General features: G+C 72.5%; 14 protein-coding genes. 6 read left to right on the plus strand and 8 right to left on the minus strand.

Annotation, left to right across the window (positions count from 1 at the left end; all coding sequences use genetic code 11):
• Positions 1 to 26 precede the first annotated feature (26 nt).
• Together OG627_RS28970 and OG627_RS28975 are read right to left on the minus strand one after the other, a co-directional pair.
• Positions 27 to 674 (minus strand): fasciclin domain-containing protein, encoded by a 648-nt coding sequence (locus OG627_RS28970; RefSeq protein WP_329070047.1) that lies wholly within the window; start codon positions 672 to 674, stop codon positions 27 to 29.
• Positions 675 to 818: 144 nt separating this feature from the next.
• A complete protein-coding gene (locus tag OG627_RS28975) occupies positions 819 to 2,369 on the minus strand; it encodes a molybdopterin-dependent oxidoreductase (RefSeq protein ID WP_329073066.1) in 1,551 nt (516 codons plus the stop codon).
• Positions 2,370 to 2,601: 232 nt separating this feature from the next.
• On the opposite strand from OG627_RS28975, the gene OG627_RS28980 reads away from it, so the two are divergent.
• Genes OG627_RS28980 through OG627_RS29000 form a run of 5 tightly spaced genes read left to right on the plus strand, consistent with a single transcriptional unit; the run spans position 2,602 to position 8,060 of the window.
• On the plus strand, positions 2,602 to 3,885 hold the full coding sequence (locus OG627_RS28980) for an NAD(P)/FAD-dependent oxidoreductase (protein ID WP_329070049.1): 1,284 nt from the start codon (positions 2,602 to 2,604) through the stop codon (positions 3,883 to 3,885).
• Positions 3,882 to 4,634 (plus strand): DUF1365 domain-containing protein, encoded by a 753-nt coding sequence (locus OG627_RS28985; RefSeq protein WP_329070051.1) that lies wholly within the window; start codon positions 3,882 to 3,884, stop codon positions 4,632 to 4,634. Before OG627_RS28980 ends, OG627_RS28985 begins: the two co-directional genes overlap by 4 nt.
• Positions 4,631 to 5,938 carry a class I SAM-dependent methyltransferase gene (locus OG627_RS28990; RefSeq protein ID WP_443073556.1) on the plus strand — a complete coding sequence of 436 codons (1,308 nt, stop codon included), beginning with the start codon at positions 4,631 to 4,633 and terminating at the stop codon, positions 5,936 to 5,938. Before OG627_RS28985 ends, OG627_RS28990 begins: the two co-directional genes overlap by 4 nt.
• On the plus strand, positions 5,938 to 7,260 hold the full coding sequence (locus OG627_RS28995) for a cyclopropane-fatty-acyl-phospholipid synthase family protein (RefSeq protein ID WP_329070053.1): 1,323 nt from the start codon (positions 5,938 to 5,940) through the stop codon (positions 7,258 to 7,260). The genes OG627_RS28990 and OG627_RS28995 overlap by 1 nt, the downstream gene beginning before the upstream one ends.
• Positions 7,257 to 8,060, plus strand: coding sequence for a DUF1295 domain-containing protein (locus OG627_RS29000; protein WP_329070055.1), 804 nt, complete (start codon positions 7,257 to 7,259; stop codon positions 8,058 to 8,060). The genes OG627_RS28995 and OG627_RS29000 overlap by 4 nt, the downstream gene beginning before the upstream one ends.
• 26 nt (positions 8,061 to 8,086) lie before the next feature.
• Here the strand turns inward: OG627_RS29000 and OG627_RS29005 are convergent, their stop codons facing one another.
• A complete protein-coding gene (locus OG627_RS29005; RefSeq protein WP_329070057.1) occupies positions 8,087 to 8,932 on the minus strand; it encodes an NAD(P)H-binding protein in 846 nt (281 codons plus the stop codon).
• 82 nt (positions 8,933 to 9,014) lie between these two features.
• Here OG627_RS29005 and OG627_RS29010 point away from each other — a divergent pair, with 82 nt between their 5' ends.
• A complete protein-coding gene (locus OG627_RS29010) occupies positions 9,015 to 9,965 on the plus strand; it encodes an AraC family transcriptional regulator (protein WP_329070059.1) in 951 nt (316 codons plus the stop codon).
• On the opposite strand, the gene OG627_RS29015 is transcribed toward OG627_RS29010, so the two are convergent.
• The 5 genes from OG627_RS29015 to OG627_RS29035 form a co-directional block, all read right to left on the minus strand.
• The gene (locus OG627_RS29015) at positions 9,962 to 11,332 is read right to left on the minus strand and encodes a cryptochrome/photolyase family protein (RefSeq protein WP_329070061.1); all 1,371 of its coding nucleotides are present in this window, start codon (positions 11,330 to 11,332) and stop codon (positions 9,962 to 9,964) included. The two genes, OG627_RS29010 and OG627_RS29015, sit on opposite strands and share 4 nt — an antisense overlap.
• 13 nt (positions 11,333 to 11,345) lie before the next feature.
• Positions 11,346 to 12,104: an anti-sigma factor gene (locus tag OG627_RS29020; protein WP_329070065.1), complete on the minus strand. Its 759-nt coding sequence runs from the start codon at positions 12,102 to 12,104 to the stop codon at positions 11,346 to 11,348.
• Positions 12,101 to 12,685 (minus strand): sigma-70 family RNA polymerase sigma factor, encoded by a 585-nt coding sequence (locus tag OG627_RS29025; RefSeq protein WP_329070067.1) that lies wholly within the window; start codon positions 12,683 to 12,685, stop codon positions 12,101 to 12,103. The genes OG627_RS29020 and OG627_RS29025 overlap by 4 nt, the downstream gene beginning before the upstream one ends.
• A 320-nt stretch (positions 12,686 to 13,005) precedes the next feature.
• A complete protein-coding gene (locus OG627_RS29030) occupies positions 13,006 to 13,851 on the minus strand; it encodes a siderophore-interacting protein (RefSeq protein ID WP_329070069.1) in 846 nt (281 codons plus the stop codon).
• Between the two features lie 48 nt (positions 13,852 to 13,899).
• Positions 13,900 to 14,805, minus strand: coding sequence for a 5'-3' exonuclease (locus tag OG627_RS29035; RefSeq protein WP_329073070.1), 906 nt, complete (start codon positions 14,803 to 14,805; stop codon positions 13,900 to 13,902).
• Between the last annotated feature and the right edge of the window lie 305 nt (positions 14,806 to 15,110).

Below are 15,110 nucleotides of genomic sequence, written 5' to 3' on the forward strand. Positions count from 1 at the left end.
CGTCCCCGGAGCGGGGACGGGCCGGGTCACATCTTCGGCATCAGGACGGTGTCGATGATGTAGACGGTCGCGTTGGCGGTGGGCACGTTGCCGCAGACGACCTTCGCGGAGTCGTTCACGGTGTACGACTCGCCCGAGCCCTTGGTGGTGAGCGTGCTCTTCTCCAGGGTCGGGAAGGTGCCGCTGTCCAGCGCCTTCGGGGCCAGCTTCTCGCCCACGACGTGGTACGTGAGGATCTTCGTCAGGGTGTCCTTGTCGGCGAGGACCTTGTCCAGGTCGGCCTTCGGGATCTTGGCGAACGCCTCGTTGGTCGGCGCGAAGACCGTGATGTCCTTCGCGTTGTTCAGGGTGTCGACCAGACCGGCCTTCTTCACCGCGGTGACCAGCGTGGACAGGTCGGGGTTGTTGGAGGCGGCGGTCGCGACCGGGTCCTTCGACATGCCGTCGAAGCTGCCGGCGCCGGTCTTCGGCACCGAGGCACAGGCCGTACCGAAGGGCTGGTCACCCATGGCGGCCGAGTCGTCCGCGGTCGTCGCAGACTCCTTGGGAGCCGCGGCGGTCGCCGAGTCCTTGCTGTCCTTGCTGTCGTCGCTGGAGCAGGCGGTGAGGGCCAGCGGCAGCACAGCGGCGCCCACGATGGCGATGGCGGCACGCTGGAAACGGGTGGCGATCATGTCGTATCTCCTTGGAAGTCATGCGCGGACGGTTCCGCACACGGGGGGTGTTCATGGCTTATGTGGTGGTTTGTGGGACGCGCTCCGGCATGGCGGTGCCGTGGTGGGAGCACGGTGTCGCGGAAGGTGAGGGCGCCGGCCCGGTCAGGTCACGGCGACCACCACCGAGTGCCAGCCGGTCGCGCCGTCGGGTACGGTCCCGACGCGCTCGGAGGTCTGGGTGTAGCCGTCCCGGTCGGTGGCCCTGACCTCCAGGGTGTGGTTGCCGCTGGTCGCCGGCCACTCCCACACCCACTGGCGCCAGGTGTCCTTGGTGTCCTCGGCCGCGAGCTTCGCCGGATGCCAGTCGCCGCCGTCGACCCGGACCTCCACCCGGGCGATACCCCGGTGCTGGGCCCAGGCGACCCCGGCGACCGGCACCCTGCCCGGCTTGGGCGAGGCGAACGGCCGGGGCGTGTCGATCCGCGACTCGGTCTTGATGGGAGCCTCCTTGGACCAACTGCGCTTCACCCAGTACGCGTCGTACTCCGCGAACGTGGTGATCTCCAGGTCCTGAAGCCACTTGCAGGCCGAGACGTAGCCGTACAGGCCGGGCACCAGCATCCGTACCGGGAAGCCGTGGTCGAAGGGGAGCGGTTCCCCGTTCATCCCCAGCGCCAGCAGGGCGTCACGCCCGTCCATCACCGTCTCCACCGGTGAGCCGATGGTCATGCCGTCGACCGAACGGGCCACTATCTGGTCGGCCGGGCCGCCCTTGGACGGCGGTCGCACCCCGGCCTCGCGCAGCAGGTCGGCCAACCGGACGCCGATCCAGCGGGCATTGCCCACATAGGGACCGCCGACCTCGTTGGACACACAGGTCAAGGTGATGTCGCGCTCGATCAACTCCCGCCGGAGCAGATCGTCGTAGCTGAGCGTCAGTGGTTTGGTGACGCCCTTGCCGTGGATCCGCAGCCGCCACGAGGTGGCATCGATCCGGGGCACCACCAGCGCGGTGTCCACCCGGTAGAAGTCCTTGTTGGACGTCGTGAAGGAGGACAGGCCCCGGATTCCGAGATCCGCGCCCGCCGGCACCGCACGGGCCGGTGAGGCGGGCCTCGGCAGGACGACACCGGCGCGCGACGCGACGGCGTCGGCCGCCCCCGATGCGTTGAGCCGGCGTCCGAGGACACCCGCTCCCGCCGACGCCGCCACCGCGGCCGTCGCGGCGATCACAAAGCCGCGCCGGTCGAAGGTTCCGTCCCCGCCCGCCACAGCGGCGGGCGAAGGACGGAGTGAGAGCCTGCCGGTCAGCGCGTACAGCACCGCCGAGGCCGCCAGAGCACCCACGACCGAAGGCACCGCGTCGAGGAGACCGCCGTCGGGCCGGCTCACCGCCGCCACCGCTCCGATCGCGCCGAAGACCAGGACCGCGGCGGAACCCGGCAGACGGTGGCGCAGCGCGGCCACTCCGACCGCCATGGCGAAGAGCGCCAGGAGGGCCAGGATGCCGAGCTGGAGCACCAGCTTGTCGTTGGTCCCGAAGTTCCGTACGGCGAAGTCCTTCACGGCGGGCGGGGTGAGGTCGATGACCGCACCGCCGACCGCGGTGACCGGACTCGATTCAGGCCGTACGGCCGCCGAGACCAGCTCCGCGACGCCCAGCGCCGTGAACCCCGTGATCAGCCCGCTCAGCGCGCCGCAGCCGGCACGCAGCAGTCGGGCCGGCCAGTCACGGGGACTGGCCTGCGGGGCCGGAACTCTCAGATCTTCGCTCACACCGGCCATTCGGGGCTGCTCGCCGAACGGATTGGTCGTGAACCCGAACGAATGAAAAAACGTACCGGGCGCAGAAAGATCGCACCGCGCACCAATCCCCGGGACCCGCCGGATCGAATGCACTTCAGAGGGGCTCTGCCCCGGCGTCCGGACATGTAGGGGAGTAGCAATGAGCGGCGAACGTCCGCGTACGGCCGTGGTGGGCAGCGGAGTGGCGGGACTGACCGCCGCGTATGTGCTCCGGCGGTCGCACGAGGTGACGCTGTACGAGGCCGACGACCGGCTCGGCGGACACGCCCACACCCACGACGTGCCGTCGGCCGACGGACGGGTGCACCGCGTCGACTCCGGGTTCATCGTGCACAACAGGCGCACCTACCCGTATCTGCTCAGGCTCTTCGAGGAGCTGGGTGTCGCCACCCAGGAATCCGAGATGAGCATGTCCGTACGGTGTGACGGCTGCGGACTCGAATACGCCGGCGCGCGCGGCCCCGCCGGCCTCTTCGCCCAGTGGCGCAACGCGCTCAGCCCGCGCTATCTGCGGCTGCTCACCGAGGTGCCGGCCTTCCACCGGCGCGCGCGCAAACTCCTCGCGACGGCTCCGGCCGAGGACGGCGGCGGCGCGGAGAAGACCCTGGGCGAGTTCATCGCCGAGGGCGGCTTCTCCCCCTACTTCACCTCGCACTTCATGACCCCGGTCGTCTCGGCGGTCTGGTCCTGCGACGCGCGGACCGCGATGCGCTACCCGGCCCGCTATCTGTTCCGCTTCATGGCGCACCACGGCATGCTGGCCGTCAGCGGCTCCCCGGTGTGGCGGACGGTCGGCGGCGGCTCGCGCGCGTACGTGGAGCAGGTCGGCAAACGCCTGGACACCGTGCACACCAACACACCGGTGCGGGCCGTACGCCGCCTCGCGGACGGCGTCGAGATCGTCACCGACGACGGCGCCGGCCGCCGCTACGACTCGGTGGTCGTCGCCGTCCACCCCGACCAGGCGCTGCGGATGCTCGCCGACGCCACCGAGGACGAGCGCCGCGTCCTCGGCGCGTTCCCCTACTCCCGCAACCCCACCCTGTTGCACACCGACACGAGCGTGCTGCCCCGCGCCAGGAACGCCCGCGCGTCCTGGAACTACCTGATGCCGTCCTGCGACGCGGGCGCCGACGCCGTACGGGTCAGCTACGACATGAACCGGCTCCAGCGGCTCGACGCGCCCGAGACCCATGTCGTCACCCTCAACGGCGCCGACCTGGTCGACGAGGAACGCGTCCTCGCCCGCATGGTCTACGAACACCCCGTCTACACCCCCGAGTCCGTCGCCGCCCAGCGCGAACTGCCCGCACTCAGCGGCCCCGTCACGGCCTTCGCCGGGGCGTACCACGGCTGGGGCTTCCACGAGGACGGCTGCCGCTCCGGTGTCGACGCGGCGGCGGCCCTGGGAGTGACGTGGTGAGCAGCGCCGTCCGGCCCGTGACCACCGTCCCGGCCCTCTACACCTGCCTGGTCGGCCATGTCAGGACCGCGCCGACCCGCTACGCCCTGCGCCACCGCACCTACATGTGGCTGATCGACCCCGACCGGCCGCCGCCGCTGCCCCGCGTGCTGCGCCCGCTCGCCCGGTTCGACGCCCGGGACCACTTCGGCGGCACCCGGCCGACCATCCGCGCCGGCCTGGAGGAATTCCTCGCCGCCCGGGGGATCGACCTGGCCGGCGGGCGGGTGACGATGCTCGCCCATGCCCGGGTCTTCGGCCATGTCTTCAATCCGCTCACCCTCTTCTGGTGCCACGGGCCCGACGGCGAACAGCTGTGCGTCGTCGCCGAGGTCCACAACACCTACGGCGAGCGGCACTGCTATCTGCTGCGGCCCGACGGGAGCGGACGGGCCACGGTGGACAAGGAGTTCTACGTCTCCCCGTTCTTCCCCGTCGACGGCGCCTACCGGATGCGGCTGCCGGAACCGGGGGAGCGGCTGAGTCTCACGGTCCAGCTGGAGCGTGCCGAGGGGCGCCCCTTCACCGCGACCGTACGGGGCGAACGCCGCCCCGCCACCACCCGGACCCTGCTCCGCACCGCTCTGCGGCACCCGTGGTCCACCGCCCTCGTCTCCCTCGGCATCCGTCTGCACGGCATCCGGCTCTACCTGCGCCGGCTGCCCGTACGTCCCCGTCCCCACCACAGCCCCCAGGAGGGTGTGAAGTGAGCGTGTCCGTGTCCCCCGCCTCCCCCGGATCTCCCCGGGCTCCCGAGTCGCCGGCCCCGGCGGCGGCCACCGCGCGGTCCACCGCCGTGGACGAGCGGCGCTGGCCCGACGTGGCCGGTCGGCCTGCCGCGTCGTGGCTCCGCACGGCCGTGTCCGAGCGCCTCGTCCGGCACGCGCTGGCCCGGTTGCCGCTGCGCGTACGCCTCGACGGCGACGAGACCCTCGGTCTCGGCGGCCCGCTGATGGAGGTCCACGACCCGAAGGCGTTCTACCGCCGGATCGGCGTCGGCGGCCTCATCGGCTTCGGCGAGTCGTACATGGCCGGCGAGTGGGAGGCCCGCGACCTGGTCGGCGTGCTGACCGTGCTCGCCGAGCGCCTCGCGACCCTGGTCCCCGAGCCGTTGCAGAAGCTGCGCGGGCTCTGGGCGCCCAAGCAGCCCGCCGCGCAGCGCAACACCCCCGAGGGGTCGCGCGACAACATCAGCCGCCACTACGACCTGTCGAACGAGCTGTTCGCGCTCTTCCTGGACGAGACCCTCTCGTACTCCTCGGCCCTCTTCCGCGGCTTCCCCGCGGACCGGTCCCTGCTCCCCGCCGCCCAGCACCGCAAGATCGACCGGCTGCTGGACGAGGCCGGGGTCGGCCCCGGCACCGAGCTGCTGGAGATCGGCACCGGCTGGGGCGAACTGGCCCTGCGCGCCGCGGCGCGCGGCGCCCGGGTCCGTACCGTCACGCTCTCCCAGGAGCAGCGCGAGCTGGCGCGCGAGCGGATCGCCGCCGCGGGCTTCGCCGACCGGGTCTCCGTCGAGCTGTGCGACTACCGGAAGGTGGAGGGCTCCTTCGACGCCATCGTCAGCGTCGAGATGATCGAGGCCGTCGGAGCCGAGTTCTGGCAGGAGTACTTCAGCACGCTGGACCGGCTGCTGGCGCCCGGCGGCCGGATCGCCCTCCAGGCGATCACCATGCCGCACGACCGGATGCTCGCCTCCCAGGACACCTTCACCTGGATCCAGAAGTACATCTTCCCCGGCGGGTTCCTGCCCTCCGTCGAGGTCATAGAGCAGATCACCGCCGAGCACACCGCGCTGCGCGTCGCCGACCGGGACGGCTTCGGACCGCACTACGCCGAGACGCTGCGGCTGTGGCGCGAGACCTTCACCGAACGGGCCGAACAGGTCGACGCGCTCGGCTTCGACGCCGTCTTCCGCCGGCTGTGGACCTTCTACCTCGCCTACTCCGAAGCGGGCTTCCGCTCCGGCTATCTCGACGTGCAGCAGATGCTGCTGACCAAGGAGATCTCCTGATGACCGCCACCCGGACGGCGCCCAGGACGCCGCGGACCGGAGCCGCCCACCGCCTCTACCCCCTGGTGGAGCAGTTCCTCGGCGGCCGGCTGCCGCTGCGGCTGCGCGCCTGGGACGGCTCCGCGGCCGGCCCCGAGGACGCCCCCGTCGTGGTGCTGCGCTCGCGGCGCGCCCTGCGCCGACTGGTCTGGCAGCCCGACGAACTCGGCCTCGCCCAGGCGTACATCACCGGGGAGATCGACTTCGAGGGCGATCTCGCCGACGGTCTGCGCACCATCTGGTCCGCCGTGCGCGAACGCGGTCTGCGCCCCCCGAAACTCACCGTCGCCGACCGCGCCAGGGCCGCGCGCACCGCGCTGAGCCTGGGCGCCGTCGGCCCGCGCCCACCGGCGCCCGCCGCGCAGGCCCGCCTCACCGGATCGCCGCACAGCAAGGCGCGCGACCGGGCGGCGATCAGCCACCACTACGACCTCTCCAACGACTTCTACGCCCTGCTGCTCGACGAGACCATGGCGTACTCCTGCGGCTACTGGACCAGCGAAGCGCCGGACCACGCCCCGGCCGACGCCCAGCGCGACAAGCTGGAGCTGATCTGCCGCAAGCTCGATCTGCGCCCCGGCGCGCGGCTGCTGGACATCGGCTGCGGGTGGGGTTCGCTCACGCTGTACGCGGCCCAGGAGTTCAAGGTCAAGGTCACCGCGGTGACCCTCGCGCGGGAACAGGCCGAGTACGTCAGGGCGCGGGTCGAGGAGCGCGGTCTGGAGGAGCTGGTCGAGGTCCGGCACCACGACTACCGCGACATCACCGGCGGCGACTACGACGCGGTGTCGACCATCGAGATGGGCGAGCACGTCGGGGACGCCGAGTACCCGGCCTTCACCGCGACCCTCCACCGGATGCTGCGTCCCGGCGGCAGGGTGCTGGTCCAGCAGATGTCCCGGGGCACCACGGCGCCCGGCGGCGGCGCGTTCATCGAGTCGTACATCGCCCCCGACATGCACATGCGTCCGCTCGGCGACACCGTCGCGCTGCTGGAGTCCGCCGGTCTGGAGGTACGGGCGGTGGAGGCGATGCGCGAGCACTACACGCGGACGATCCGCGCCTGGCACCGGACGCTGGAGGACCGCTGGGACGAGTTCGTGGCGCTCGTCGGTGAGCAGACCGCGCGTGTCTGGCGGCTCTACATGGTCGGCTCCGCGCTCGCCTTCGAGGAGCGCCGGATGGGCGTGGACCAGATCCTCGCCGTACGGCCGCGGGAGACGGGGGCGAGCGGGATGCCCGGCACGCTCCGCGACTGGTACACCCAGGGCAGCGCCCGGTGAGCGGCTTCGAGTGGGCGGCGTTCGGCCGGGGCATCGGCGCCGTCGCGCTGGCCGCGCTCGCCGTCATGCTGGTGACGTTCGCGATCGCCGTCGCCCGGGGGCTGCACCGGATCGTCGACATCGCCTGGGGCATCGCCTTCACGGCGGTCGCGCTCGTCTCGTACGCCGCCTCGGCGGGTGAGGGCGACGACGCGCGGCGGCTGCTGGTGACCGTCCTGACCGCCGTGTGGGGGCTGCGGCTGGCCGCTCATATCGCGGCGCGCGGACGCGGGCACGGCGAGGACGCCCGGTACGAGGCGATGCTCGCCAAGGCACCCGGCAACCGCAGCCTGTACGCCCTGCGCATGGTCTATCTGCTCCAGGGCGCGCTGGTGGTGCTGGTCTCCCTGCCCGTCCAGGCGGCGCAGTACGTCACGGGACCGCTCGGTCCCGTGGCGTACGCCGGCTCCGCGCTGTGGCTGGTCGGGCTGTTCTTCGAGGCGGTCGGCGACCGCCAGCTCGCCCGGTTCAAGGCCGACCCCGCCAACCGGGGCCGGGTCATGGACCGGGGACTGTGGAGCTGGACGCGGCACCCCAACTACTTCGGTGACTTCTGTGTCTGGTGGGGGCTGTTCCTGATCGTCTGCGACGCCCCGCCGGCAGCGGCGGCGACCGTCGTGAGTCCGCTGGTCATGAGCTTCCTGCTGATCAACGGCAGCGGGAAGCGGCTGCTGGAACGGCACATGGCCGACCGGCCGGGTTTCGCCGAGTACGCCGCCCGTACGAGCGGCTTCTTCCCGCTGCCGCCGAAGCGGAGCTGATGTCCCTCGGTCCTGATCCGGCCGGATCAGGACCGCCAGGCTCCCGCCGCCGCGGCCCGCACGACGTAGTCCTCGAAGGTGCGCGGGGCGCGCCCCAGCACGGTGGCGATACCGTCATCCGTGCCGGCGCTCACCCCGCTCTCCAGCAGGTCGAACATCACGGCGACGTGATGGGCCTCGTCCTCGCCCACGCCCTGCTCGACCAGCGACGCGGTGTACTCGGCGACGGAGACCCGCTTGTAGGTGATGGGCAGCCCGGACGCCCGGGAGATCAGCTCGACCGCCTCGGCGAAGGTCAGCGCGCGCGGCCCGGTCAGCTCGTAGATCCGCCCCGCGTGCCGGCCGGGCTCGGCGAGCACCGCGGCCGCGGCGTCGGCGACGTCCTCCAGGTCGACGAACGGCTCGGGGACCGCACCGGCCGGGAGTACCAGCTCGCCGGCGACCAGCGGGGCGTGGAAGAAGTCCTCGTCGAAGTTCTGGTTGAAGTTCGACGGCCGCAGAACGGTCCACTCCAGCGCCGAGCCGCGCACGGCCTCCTCGGCCGAGCGCATGTCCAGCCCGAACGCGAAGTCGCCCCAGTCGTCGGCGCGGTGCCCGGAGAGCAGGACCAGCCGACGCACGCCGGCGGCCTCGGCCCGCGCCACGAACTCGTGCACCGGTCCTGGCACGGACGGGGGTACCAGGTAGACGGCGGTGACGCCCCGCAGGACCGCGTCCCAGCCGTCGGGGTCGGACCAGTCGAAGCGGGTCCGGCTGGACCGGGAGGCGGCGCGCAGCTGTGTGCCGCGCAGCCGCAATCGGGCGGCGACCCGCCGGCCGGTCTTGCCGGTGGCGCCGAGGACGAGAGTGGTGTCGTTGGTGTCGTTGCTCATGACACCGATTCAACGGCACCCACTCGGACGGTTCCATGGGCGAGGAGCCGGATCACCTTTGTCATCGTCTAATCTCGGCGGGGTGGACGCGTTCAGTGACCTCTTTCGCGGGATACGGGCCCAGGGCTCGTTGTTCGGCAGCTCGATCCTGTCCCCGCCCTGGGCGCTGCACTTCGTGGACGGTGCGCCGCTGACGTTGTGCACCGTCCTCGGCGGGGCGGGCTGGATCGTGCCGGAGCACCGCCCGCCCGAACAGCTCCGCGCCGGCGAGACGGTCATCGTGCGGGGCCCCGCGCCGTTCAGCTTCGTCGACGAGGTCGGCACCCGGGCCGAACCGATCGCGTGCGGCGAGCACTGCGCGACGCCCGAGCAGGGCGGGACCCGGCACCGGATCGGCTGGAGCGACCGCGGCGACGGCTCCGGTGACGGCGCGACGACGCTGATCGTCGGCGCCTATCCGGTGGGCGGCGAGATCAGCCGCAGGCTGCTGGACGCGCTGCCCGTCGTGCTGCGGGTGCCTTCCGGCGGCGAGGCCGACCCCGTACTGGAGCACCTCGCCGCCGAGGCCGCGGCCGACACCCCGGGCCAGCAGGTGGTCCTGGACCGGCTGCTGGACTGGCTGCTGGTCTGCGCGGTGCGCGAGTACTTCGACCGGCCCGGCGGCGAGCCGCCGTCCTGGTACGCCGCCCAGCGGGACCCGGTGGTCGGCGACGCGCTGCGGCTGCTGCACGCCGAACCGGCGGCGCCCTGGACGGTCTCCTCGCTGGGCGAGCGGACCGGGGTGTCGCGCTCCACCCTGGCGAAGCGGTTCGCCGACCTGGTCGGCGAACCGCCGCTGACCTACCTCACCCGCTGGCGCATGACGCTCGCGGCGGACCTGCTGGCCGAGCGCGAGGCGGCGACCGTCGCCGAGATCGGCCGCGCGGTGGGCTACTCCGACGCGTTCGCGTTCAGCGTGGCGTTCAAGCGGATCCGGGGCGTCAGCCCGAGCGAGTTCCGGCGCGCCGGTACGGCCGTTCCCGCTCCTTCCTAGGCGCCGTCGAGGCCGCGGGCGCGCGCGAAGCGTTCCCTGCCCTCCGCGAGGTCGACGACCGGGTCCGGATAGTCCAGCCGGGCCCGGTCCCGCTCCGCCAGCTGCCAGGGCCGGTGGACCGAGGAGCCGGGCAGCCCGGACAGCTCGGGCACCCAGCGCCTGACGTAATCGCCGCGCGGATCGAAGCGCTTGGCCTGGATCAGCGGGTTGAGGACCCGGTTGGGCCGGGTGTCCGTGCCGGTCCCCGCGCACCACTGCCAGTTGAGCTGGTTGTTGGCGACATCGCCGTCCACCAGCAGATCCAGGAAGTGGCGTGCCCCCACCCGCCAGTCCACGTACAGGGTCTTCGTGAGGAAGCTCGCCACCAGCAGCCGGCCCCGGTTGTGCATCCAGCCCTCGTGCAGCAGCTGGCGCATGGCCGCGTCGACGACCGGATATCCGGTGCGCCCCTCGCGCCAGGCGGTGATCTCCTTCTCGTCCGTACGCCACCGGTCGCCGCGCGGGCGGTAGTCCGACCACGCGGCGCGCGGCCGGGCCGCGAGCACCTGGTGGTGGAAGTCCCGCCAGGCCAGCTGCCGTACGAACGCCTCGGCGCCCGCCCCGCCCCGGCGCCGCGCCCGCCGCACCAGCTCCGTCGCGGAGAGGCAGCCGAAGTGGAGGTACGGGGAGAGCCGGGAGGTGGCGTCGCCCGCCAGGTCGTCGTGGCGCTCCTCGTACGCGTCCATCCGGCCCGCCGCCCAGGCGGCGAGCCGTTCGCGTGCCACGGCCTCACCGCCCCGGGCGAGTCCGGGGGAGACCCCCTGGACCGCGTCCCGCTGCGGCAGCGGCTCGCCGGTGATCCCCTCGGGCACGCGGACGGCCCGGGGCGCGGCGGCCACCGCGCGGCCGCCCGTCTCGTCCCAGCGGCGGAAGTACGGCGTGAACACCGAGAAGTGGTCCTTGCCCGCCGGGGCGATCTGCCCCGGCGGCACCACGGTGACCACCGCGTCGTGCGCGGTCAGCCCGGCCCCCGCGCGCGCCAGCTCCGTACGCAGCCGTTCCTCCCTGCGCGACGCGTACCCGCTCACCCCGGCCGCGACATGGACCTGCCGGGCGCCGCTCTCGCGGACCACCCGGCAGACCTGTTCGACGGGGTCGCCGCCGCGGACCACCAGCCGGCCGCCGCGCTCGCGCAGCCCCGCGTCCAGGGAGGCGAGGCAGTCGGCGAGGAAGGCCCGGCGATTGGGGGCGTCGAAGCCCGCCCCGGCGATGCCGGGGTCGGCGACGAACAGCGGGACGACCTCGTCGGCACCGGCCAGCGCGGCGCGCAGCACGGGCTGGTCGTGCACCCGCAGATCGGAGGTGAACAACACCACCGCTGTGCTCATGCGTACGCTCCCATCAGGCGCTCGGGAAGTCCATCAGGGCCAGTGGGTCGGAGGTGGGCTGTTTCGAGCCACCGGCCGGTTCCACTGTGATACCCATTCCGGACGCGTCCTTCACGGAGCCCTCCATCAGCACCGATGCGGAGCCGGTCGTCGGGTCCATCAGTCCGGCGGCGCGCATGGTGCCGCCATCGTTGTACCAGAGTTCGTACACCTTGCCGCTGGGCGGTTTCGGCATCCCCGACGTGATGAACGCGGCCTTGTCGCGGCTGCGGGAGACCACGACCGTGCCCGTCGCGCCGTCGGTCAGCTCGCCCGTGACGACCTTGGCGTCCGGGGCGGCCAGCACCTTGGCCAGCTCCTGGGAGTGCTGCTGCGACGCCTCCGCGCGCTGCCGGGCGTCCCGCGCCTCCTGGTGCTGCCACACCGCGATGCCACCGAACCCGACGGCGCCGGCCAGGCACGCGGCGAGCGCGAAGCGGGAGAGCAGCCGTCCCCGGGCGGCTCCGCCGCCGGCCGTGCGCGACTGCGGCGTCACCTTCGGCGGGTCCTGCCGCTCGGTGGCGATCCGGCGCAGCACCTGCTCCTTGAGAGCGGGCGGCGGTGTCACGGCCACGGCACCGCCGAGCCTGGCGGCCGTGGCTGCCAGTTCGCGTACCTCCAGCGCACACGGTTCGCACGCCTCAAGATGGCGTTCGAATTCGGCGCGTTCCTGCGGCGCCAGCGCGTGCAGCGCGTACGCACCGGTCAGCGTGTGCAGATCGGCGATGGTCATGCGTTCACCCCCAAGCAGTCACGCAGCCGGATGAGACCGTCGCGCAAACGGGTTTTGACCGTACCCAGCGGGACCGAGAGCAGCTCGGCGACCTCCCGGTAGGCGAGGCCCTGGTAGTACGCCAGATTCACGGACTGGCGCTGAAGTTCGGTCAGCGTGCGCAGACAGCGGCGCACCTGCTCGCGTTCGAGGCTCGCCTCGACCTGTTCGGTGACCTCGTCGTAGGCCGGGGTGCGGTCCAGCAGGGCGGCCCGCTGTTCGCGGTCGCTGGACGCCTGGGCCGAGCGCACCCGGTCCACCGCCCTGCGGTGCGCGAGGGTGAGCACCCAGGTCATGGCGCTGCCACGGCTCGGCTGGAAGCGGGCCGCGGTACGCCAGACCTCCAGCAGGACCTCCTGCGCGACCTCCTCCGACTGGGCCGGGTCGCGCAGTACGGAACGCACCAGCCCCAGGACGGGGCCGCAGACCTGGTCGTACACGCGGGAGAAGGCGTCCTGGTCCCCTCTGGCCACCTGGACCAGCAAATCCTGTAGATCGGGCCCCGCCGATGCGGTGCCTCCGATCTGTACGGCTTCTTTCACGCGGCTTTCCTCCGGTACGGACACAGGTGGGACGGGCCGGTCGCGCTGGTGGGCAGCGCGACCCGGACAGACTTCACCGGGGATTCGGAGCCGGTGCCCACACGGATTGGTCGGGACGTGAGGATGGGCCGGTCGGGGGTGCTCATGGGTATGGCCGATGTTCGCACGGCGGTGCGATATCCGTCGGATTCGCGCGAGGTGCCGCAGAGACGCGTGCGCTCCGGCACCCCGCCACGGGCGCGCCGAAAAGGCCACCCGCACGCTGGAGTACACGTACGAATGGCCTTCGGGGATCCGGTGGGCGGACGTCGGCGCAGCGGCTACGGGGCCGGCTGCTCCTGCTCCCGCTCCACCTGCTCGTTCCACTCGCGCTTGACGGCCCGCCACGCCTCGTCGCTCTGGCCGAGCCGCCAGTAGCCCGAGATCGACAGCCGCTCGCGCGCCACCCCGCGCTCCAGACGCAGATGACGGCGCAGCTCCTTCACGAAACCGGCCTCGCCGTGGACGAACGCCTGGACGTCACCGGCGGGGAAGTCCAGCGCGCGGACCGCCGCGACCAGCGCCTCGCCGACCGGACGGTCCCCGCGGTGCAGCCAGGTGATTCCGGTCCCGTCCGGTGCGGTGACCTTCTGCTCCTCGGCGGGGTCCGAGATCTCCACGAAGGCGTGCACGACGGCGCCGGCCGGCATCCGCTCCAGCGACGCGGCGATCGCCGGCAGGGCGCTCTCGTCCCCGACCAGCAGATGCCAGTCCGCCGCCGGGTCCGGTACGTAGAGCCCGCCGGGGCCCAGCAGCCGTACGGTCTCGCCCGCCCGGGCGCGCGCCGCCCAGGGGCCCGCCAGCCCCTGGTCCCCGTGCACGACGAAGTCGATGGCCAGCTCCAGCGTGGCCGGGTCCCAGCTCCGCACCGTGTACGTGCGGTTGGCGGGCCACTGCTCGCGCGGGAACTCGGCGCGGATCCGGTCCATGTCGAACGGCTCGGGGTAGGTCACGCCCTCGGCGTCGAACAGCACCTTCACGTAGTGGTCGCTGAACTCGCCGGCCCGGACGGCGGCCAGCCCCTCACCGCCGAGGACCACGCGCACCATGTGCGGAGTGATCCACTCGGTGCGCAGGACTTGTCCCTCATGGACTTTCGGCGACGTACGGGCCGGCTTCTCCGCCATGGTGGTCTCCCTCGACTGGCATGAGCTTAGGTATGCCTAAGTTAACACTCAGTGCTGAAGAGTGGCGAGTAGCCGTCGCAGTGATCCGCCCAGCCCCCACCGCGCGGCGAGCGCGTCGAGCAGCTCCGGATCGCGCGGCCCGGCGGGCAGCGCGGGGTCGAACTCCGGCAGCGGCACGTCCCCGGCGACCCGGACGACCGTCGGGGCGACCGCCAGATACTCCCGCGCCCCGTCGAGCCGCTTGCGCTGCGCCGGGGTGAGCTTCGAGCGCGGGTCGTCCACCGCCGCCATGATCCCGGCCAGATCGCCGTACGCGTCGATCAGCTTGGCCGCCGTCTTCTCCCCGACCCCGGGCACGCCCGGCAGCCCGTCGCTCGGGTCGCCGCGCAGCAGGGCCAGATCCACGTAGCCGGCGCCGTCCACCCCGTACTTCTCACGCAGCAGGGCCTCGTCCGTCAGCTGGAGCGTCCCGACCCCCTTCACGGGGTAGAGCACCCGCACGCCCCGGGCGTCGTCGACCAGCTGATACAGGTCGCGGTCGCCGGTGACGATGTCCACCGGGCCCCGCGCCGCTCCGGCGAGCGTGCCGATCACGTCGTCCGCCTCGTACCCCGCCACGCCGACCCGGGCGATGCCCAGCGCGTCGAGCACCGCCTCGATGATCGGGACCTGCGGCGCCAGCGTGTCCGGGGTCTCCTCCTCGTCGGGGTCCCCGTCGTGCTCCACCGCCACGCGGTGGGCCTTGTAGGACGGGATCAGCTCCACCCGCCAGGCCGGCCGCCAGTCGGCGTCCATGCACGCCACCAACTGGTCGGGGCGGTGGTCCTGGACCAGCCGGGCGATGAAGTCGAGCAGACCGCGCACCGCGTTGACCGGGGTGCCGTCCGGGGCCTTCACGGAGTCGGGGACCCCGAAGTAGGCGCGGTAGTAGAGGGAAGCGCTGTCGAGGAGCATCAGGCGTGGCGTCACGCCTCCGATCATGCCCCGCCCCACTGACAATTCCGGCCGCGGTGCGCCGGTGGTGTCCCGCCCGGCGCTCGTCGTCACGGGCGGTAACGGGCTTATAGCCGAAAGAGACTTACGAGCCAAGATGCCCATCGGCGAGTGTGATGTGGGTCACTCCTTTGTTTGGCTCACGTAAGTGGGGGCAGGCGCGGACCCGGGGCGAACCCGGTTGCAATTTCAAGCAGTGCGGCCGGTCAGCGGGCCGAACCCGCTCGCTCCACGGCCCGCCCGCGGGGGTGGCGGGCCGTTTCCCG

The organism is Streptomyces sp. NBC_01429 (assembly GCF_036231945.1).
Taxonomy (GTDB): Bacteria; Actinomycetota; Actinomycetes; order Streptomycetales; family Streptomycetaceae; genus Streptomyces.

Coding starts and splice junctions, on each gene's coding strand:
- OG627_RS29020 (WP_329070065.1), bottom strand. CDS start 12,104: ATGACCATCGCCGATCTGCACACGCTGACCGGTGCGTACGCGCTGCAC.
- OG627_RS28980 (WP_329070049.1), top strand. CDS start 2,602: ATGAGCGGCGAACGTCCGCGTACGGCCGTGGTGGGCAGCGGAGTGGCG.
- OG627_RS29005 (WP_329070057.1), bottom strand. CDS start 8,932: ATGAGCAACGACACCAACGACACCACTCTCGTCCTCGGCGCCACCGGC.
- OG627_RS29035 (WP_329073070.1), bottom strand. CDS start 14,805: ATGCTCCTCGACAGCGCTTCCCTCTACTACCGCGCCTACTTCGGGGTC.
- OG627_RS28970 (WP_329070047.1), bottom strand. CDS start 674: ATGATCGCCACCCGTTTCCAGCGTGCCGCCATCGCCATCGTGGGCGCC.
- OG627_RS29030 (WP_329070069.1), bottom strand. CDS start 13,851: ATGGCGGAGAAGCCGGCCCGTACGTCGCCGAAAGTCCATGAGGGACAA.
- OG627_RS29015 (WP_329070061.1), bottom strand. CDS start 11,332: ATGAGCACAGCGGTGGTGTTGTTCACCTCCGATCTGCGGGTGCACGAC.
- OG627_RS28995 (WP_329070053.1), top strand. CDS start 5,938: ATGACCGCCACCCGGACGGCGCCCAGGACGCCGCGGACCGGAGCCGCC.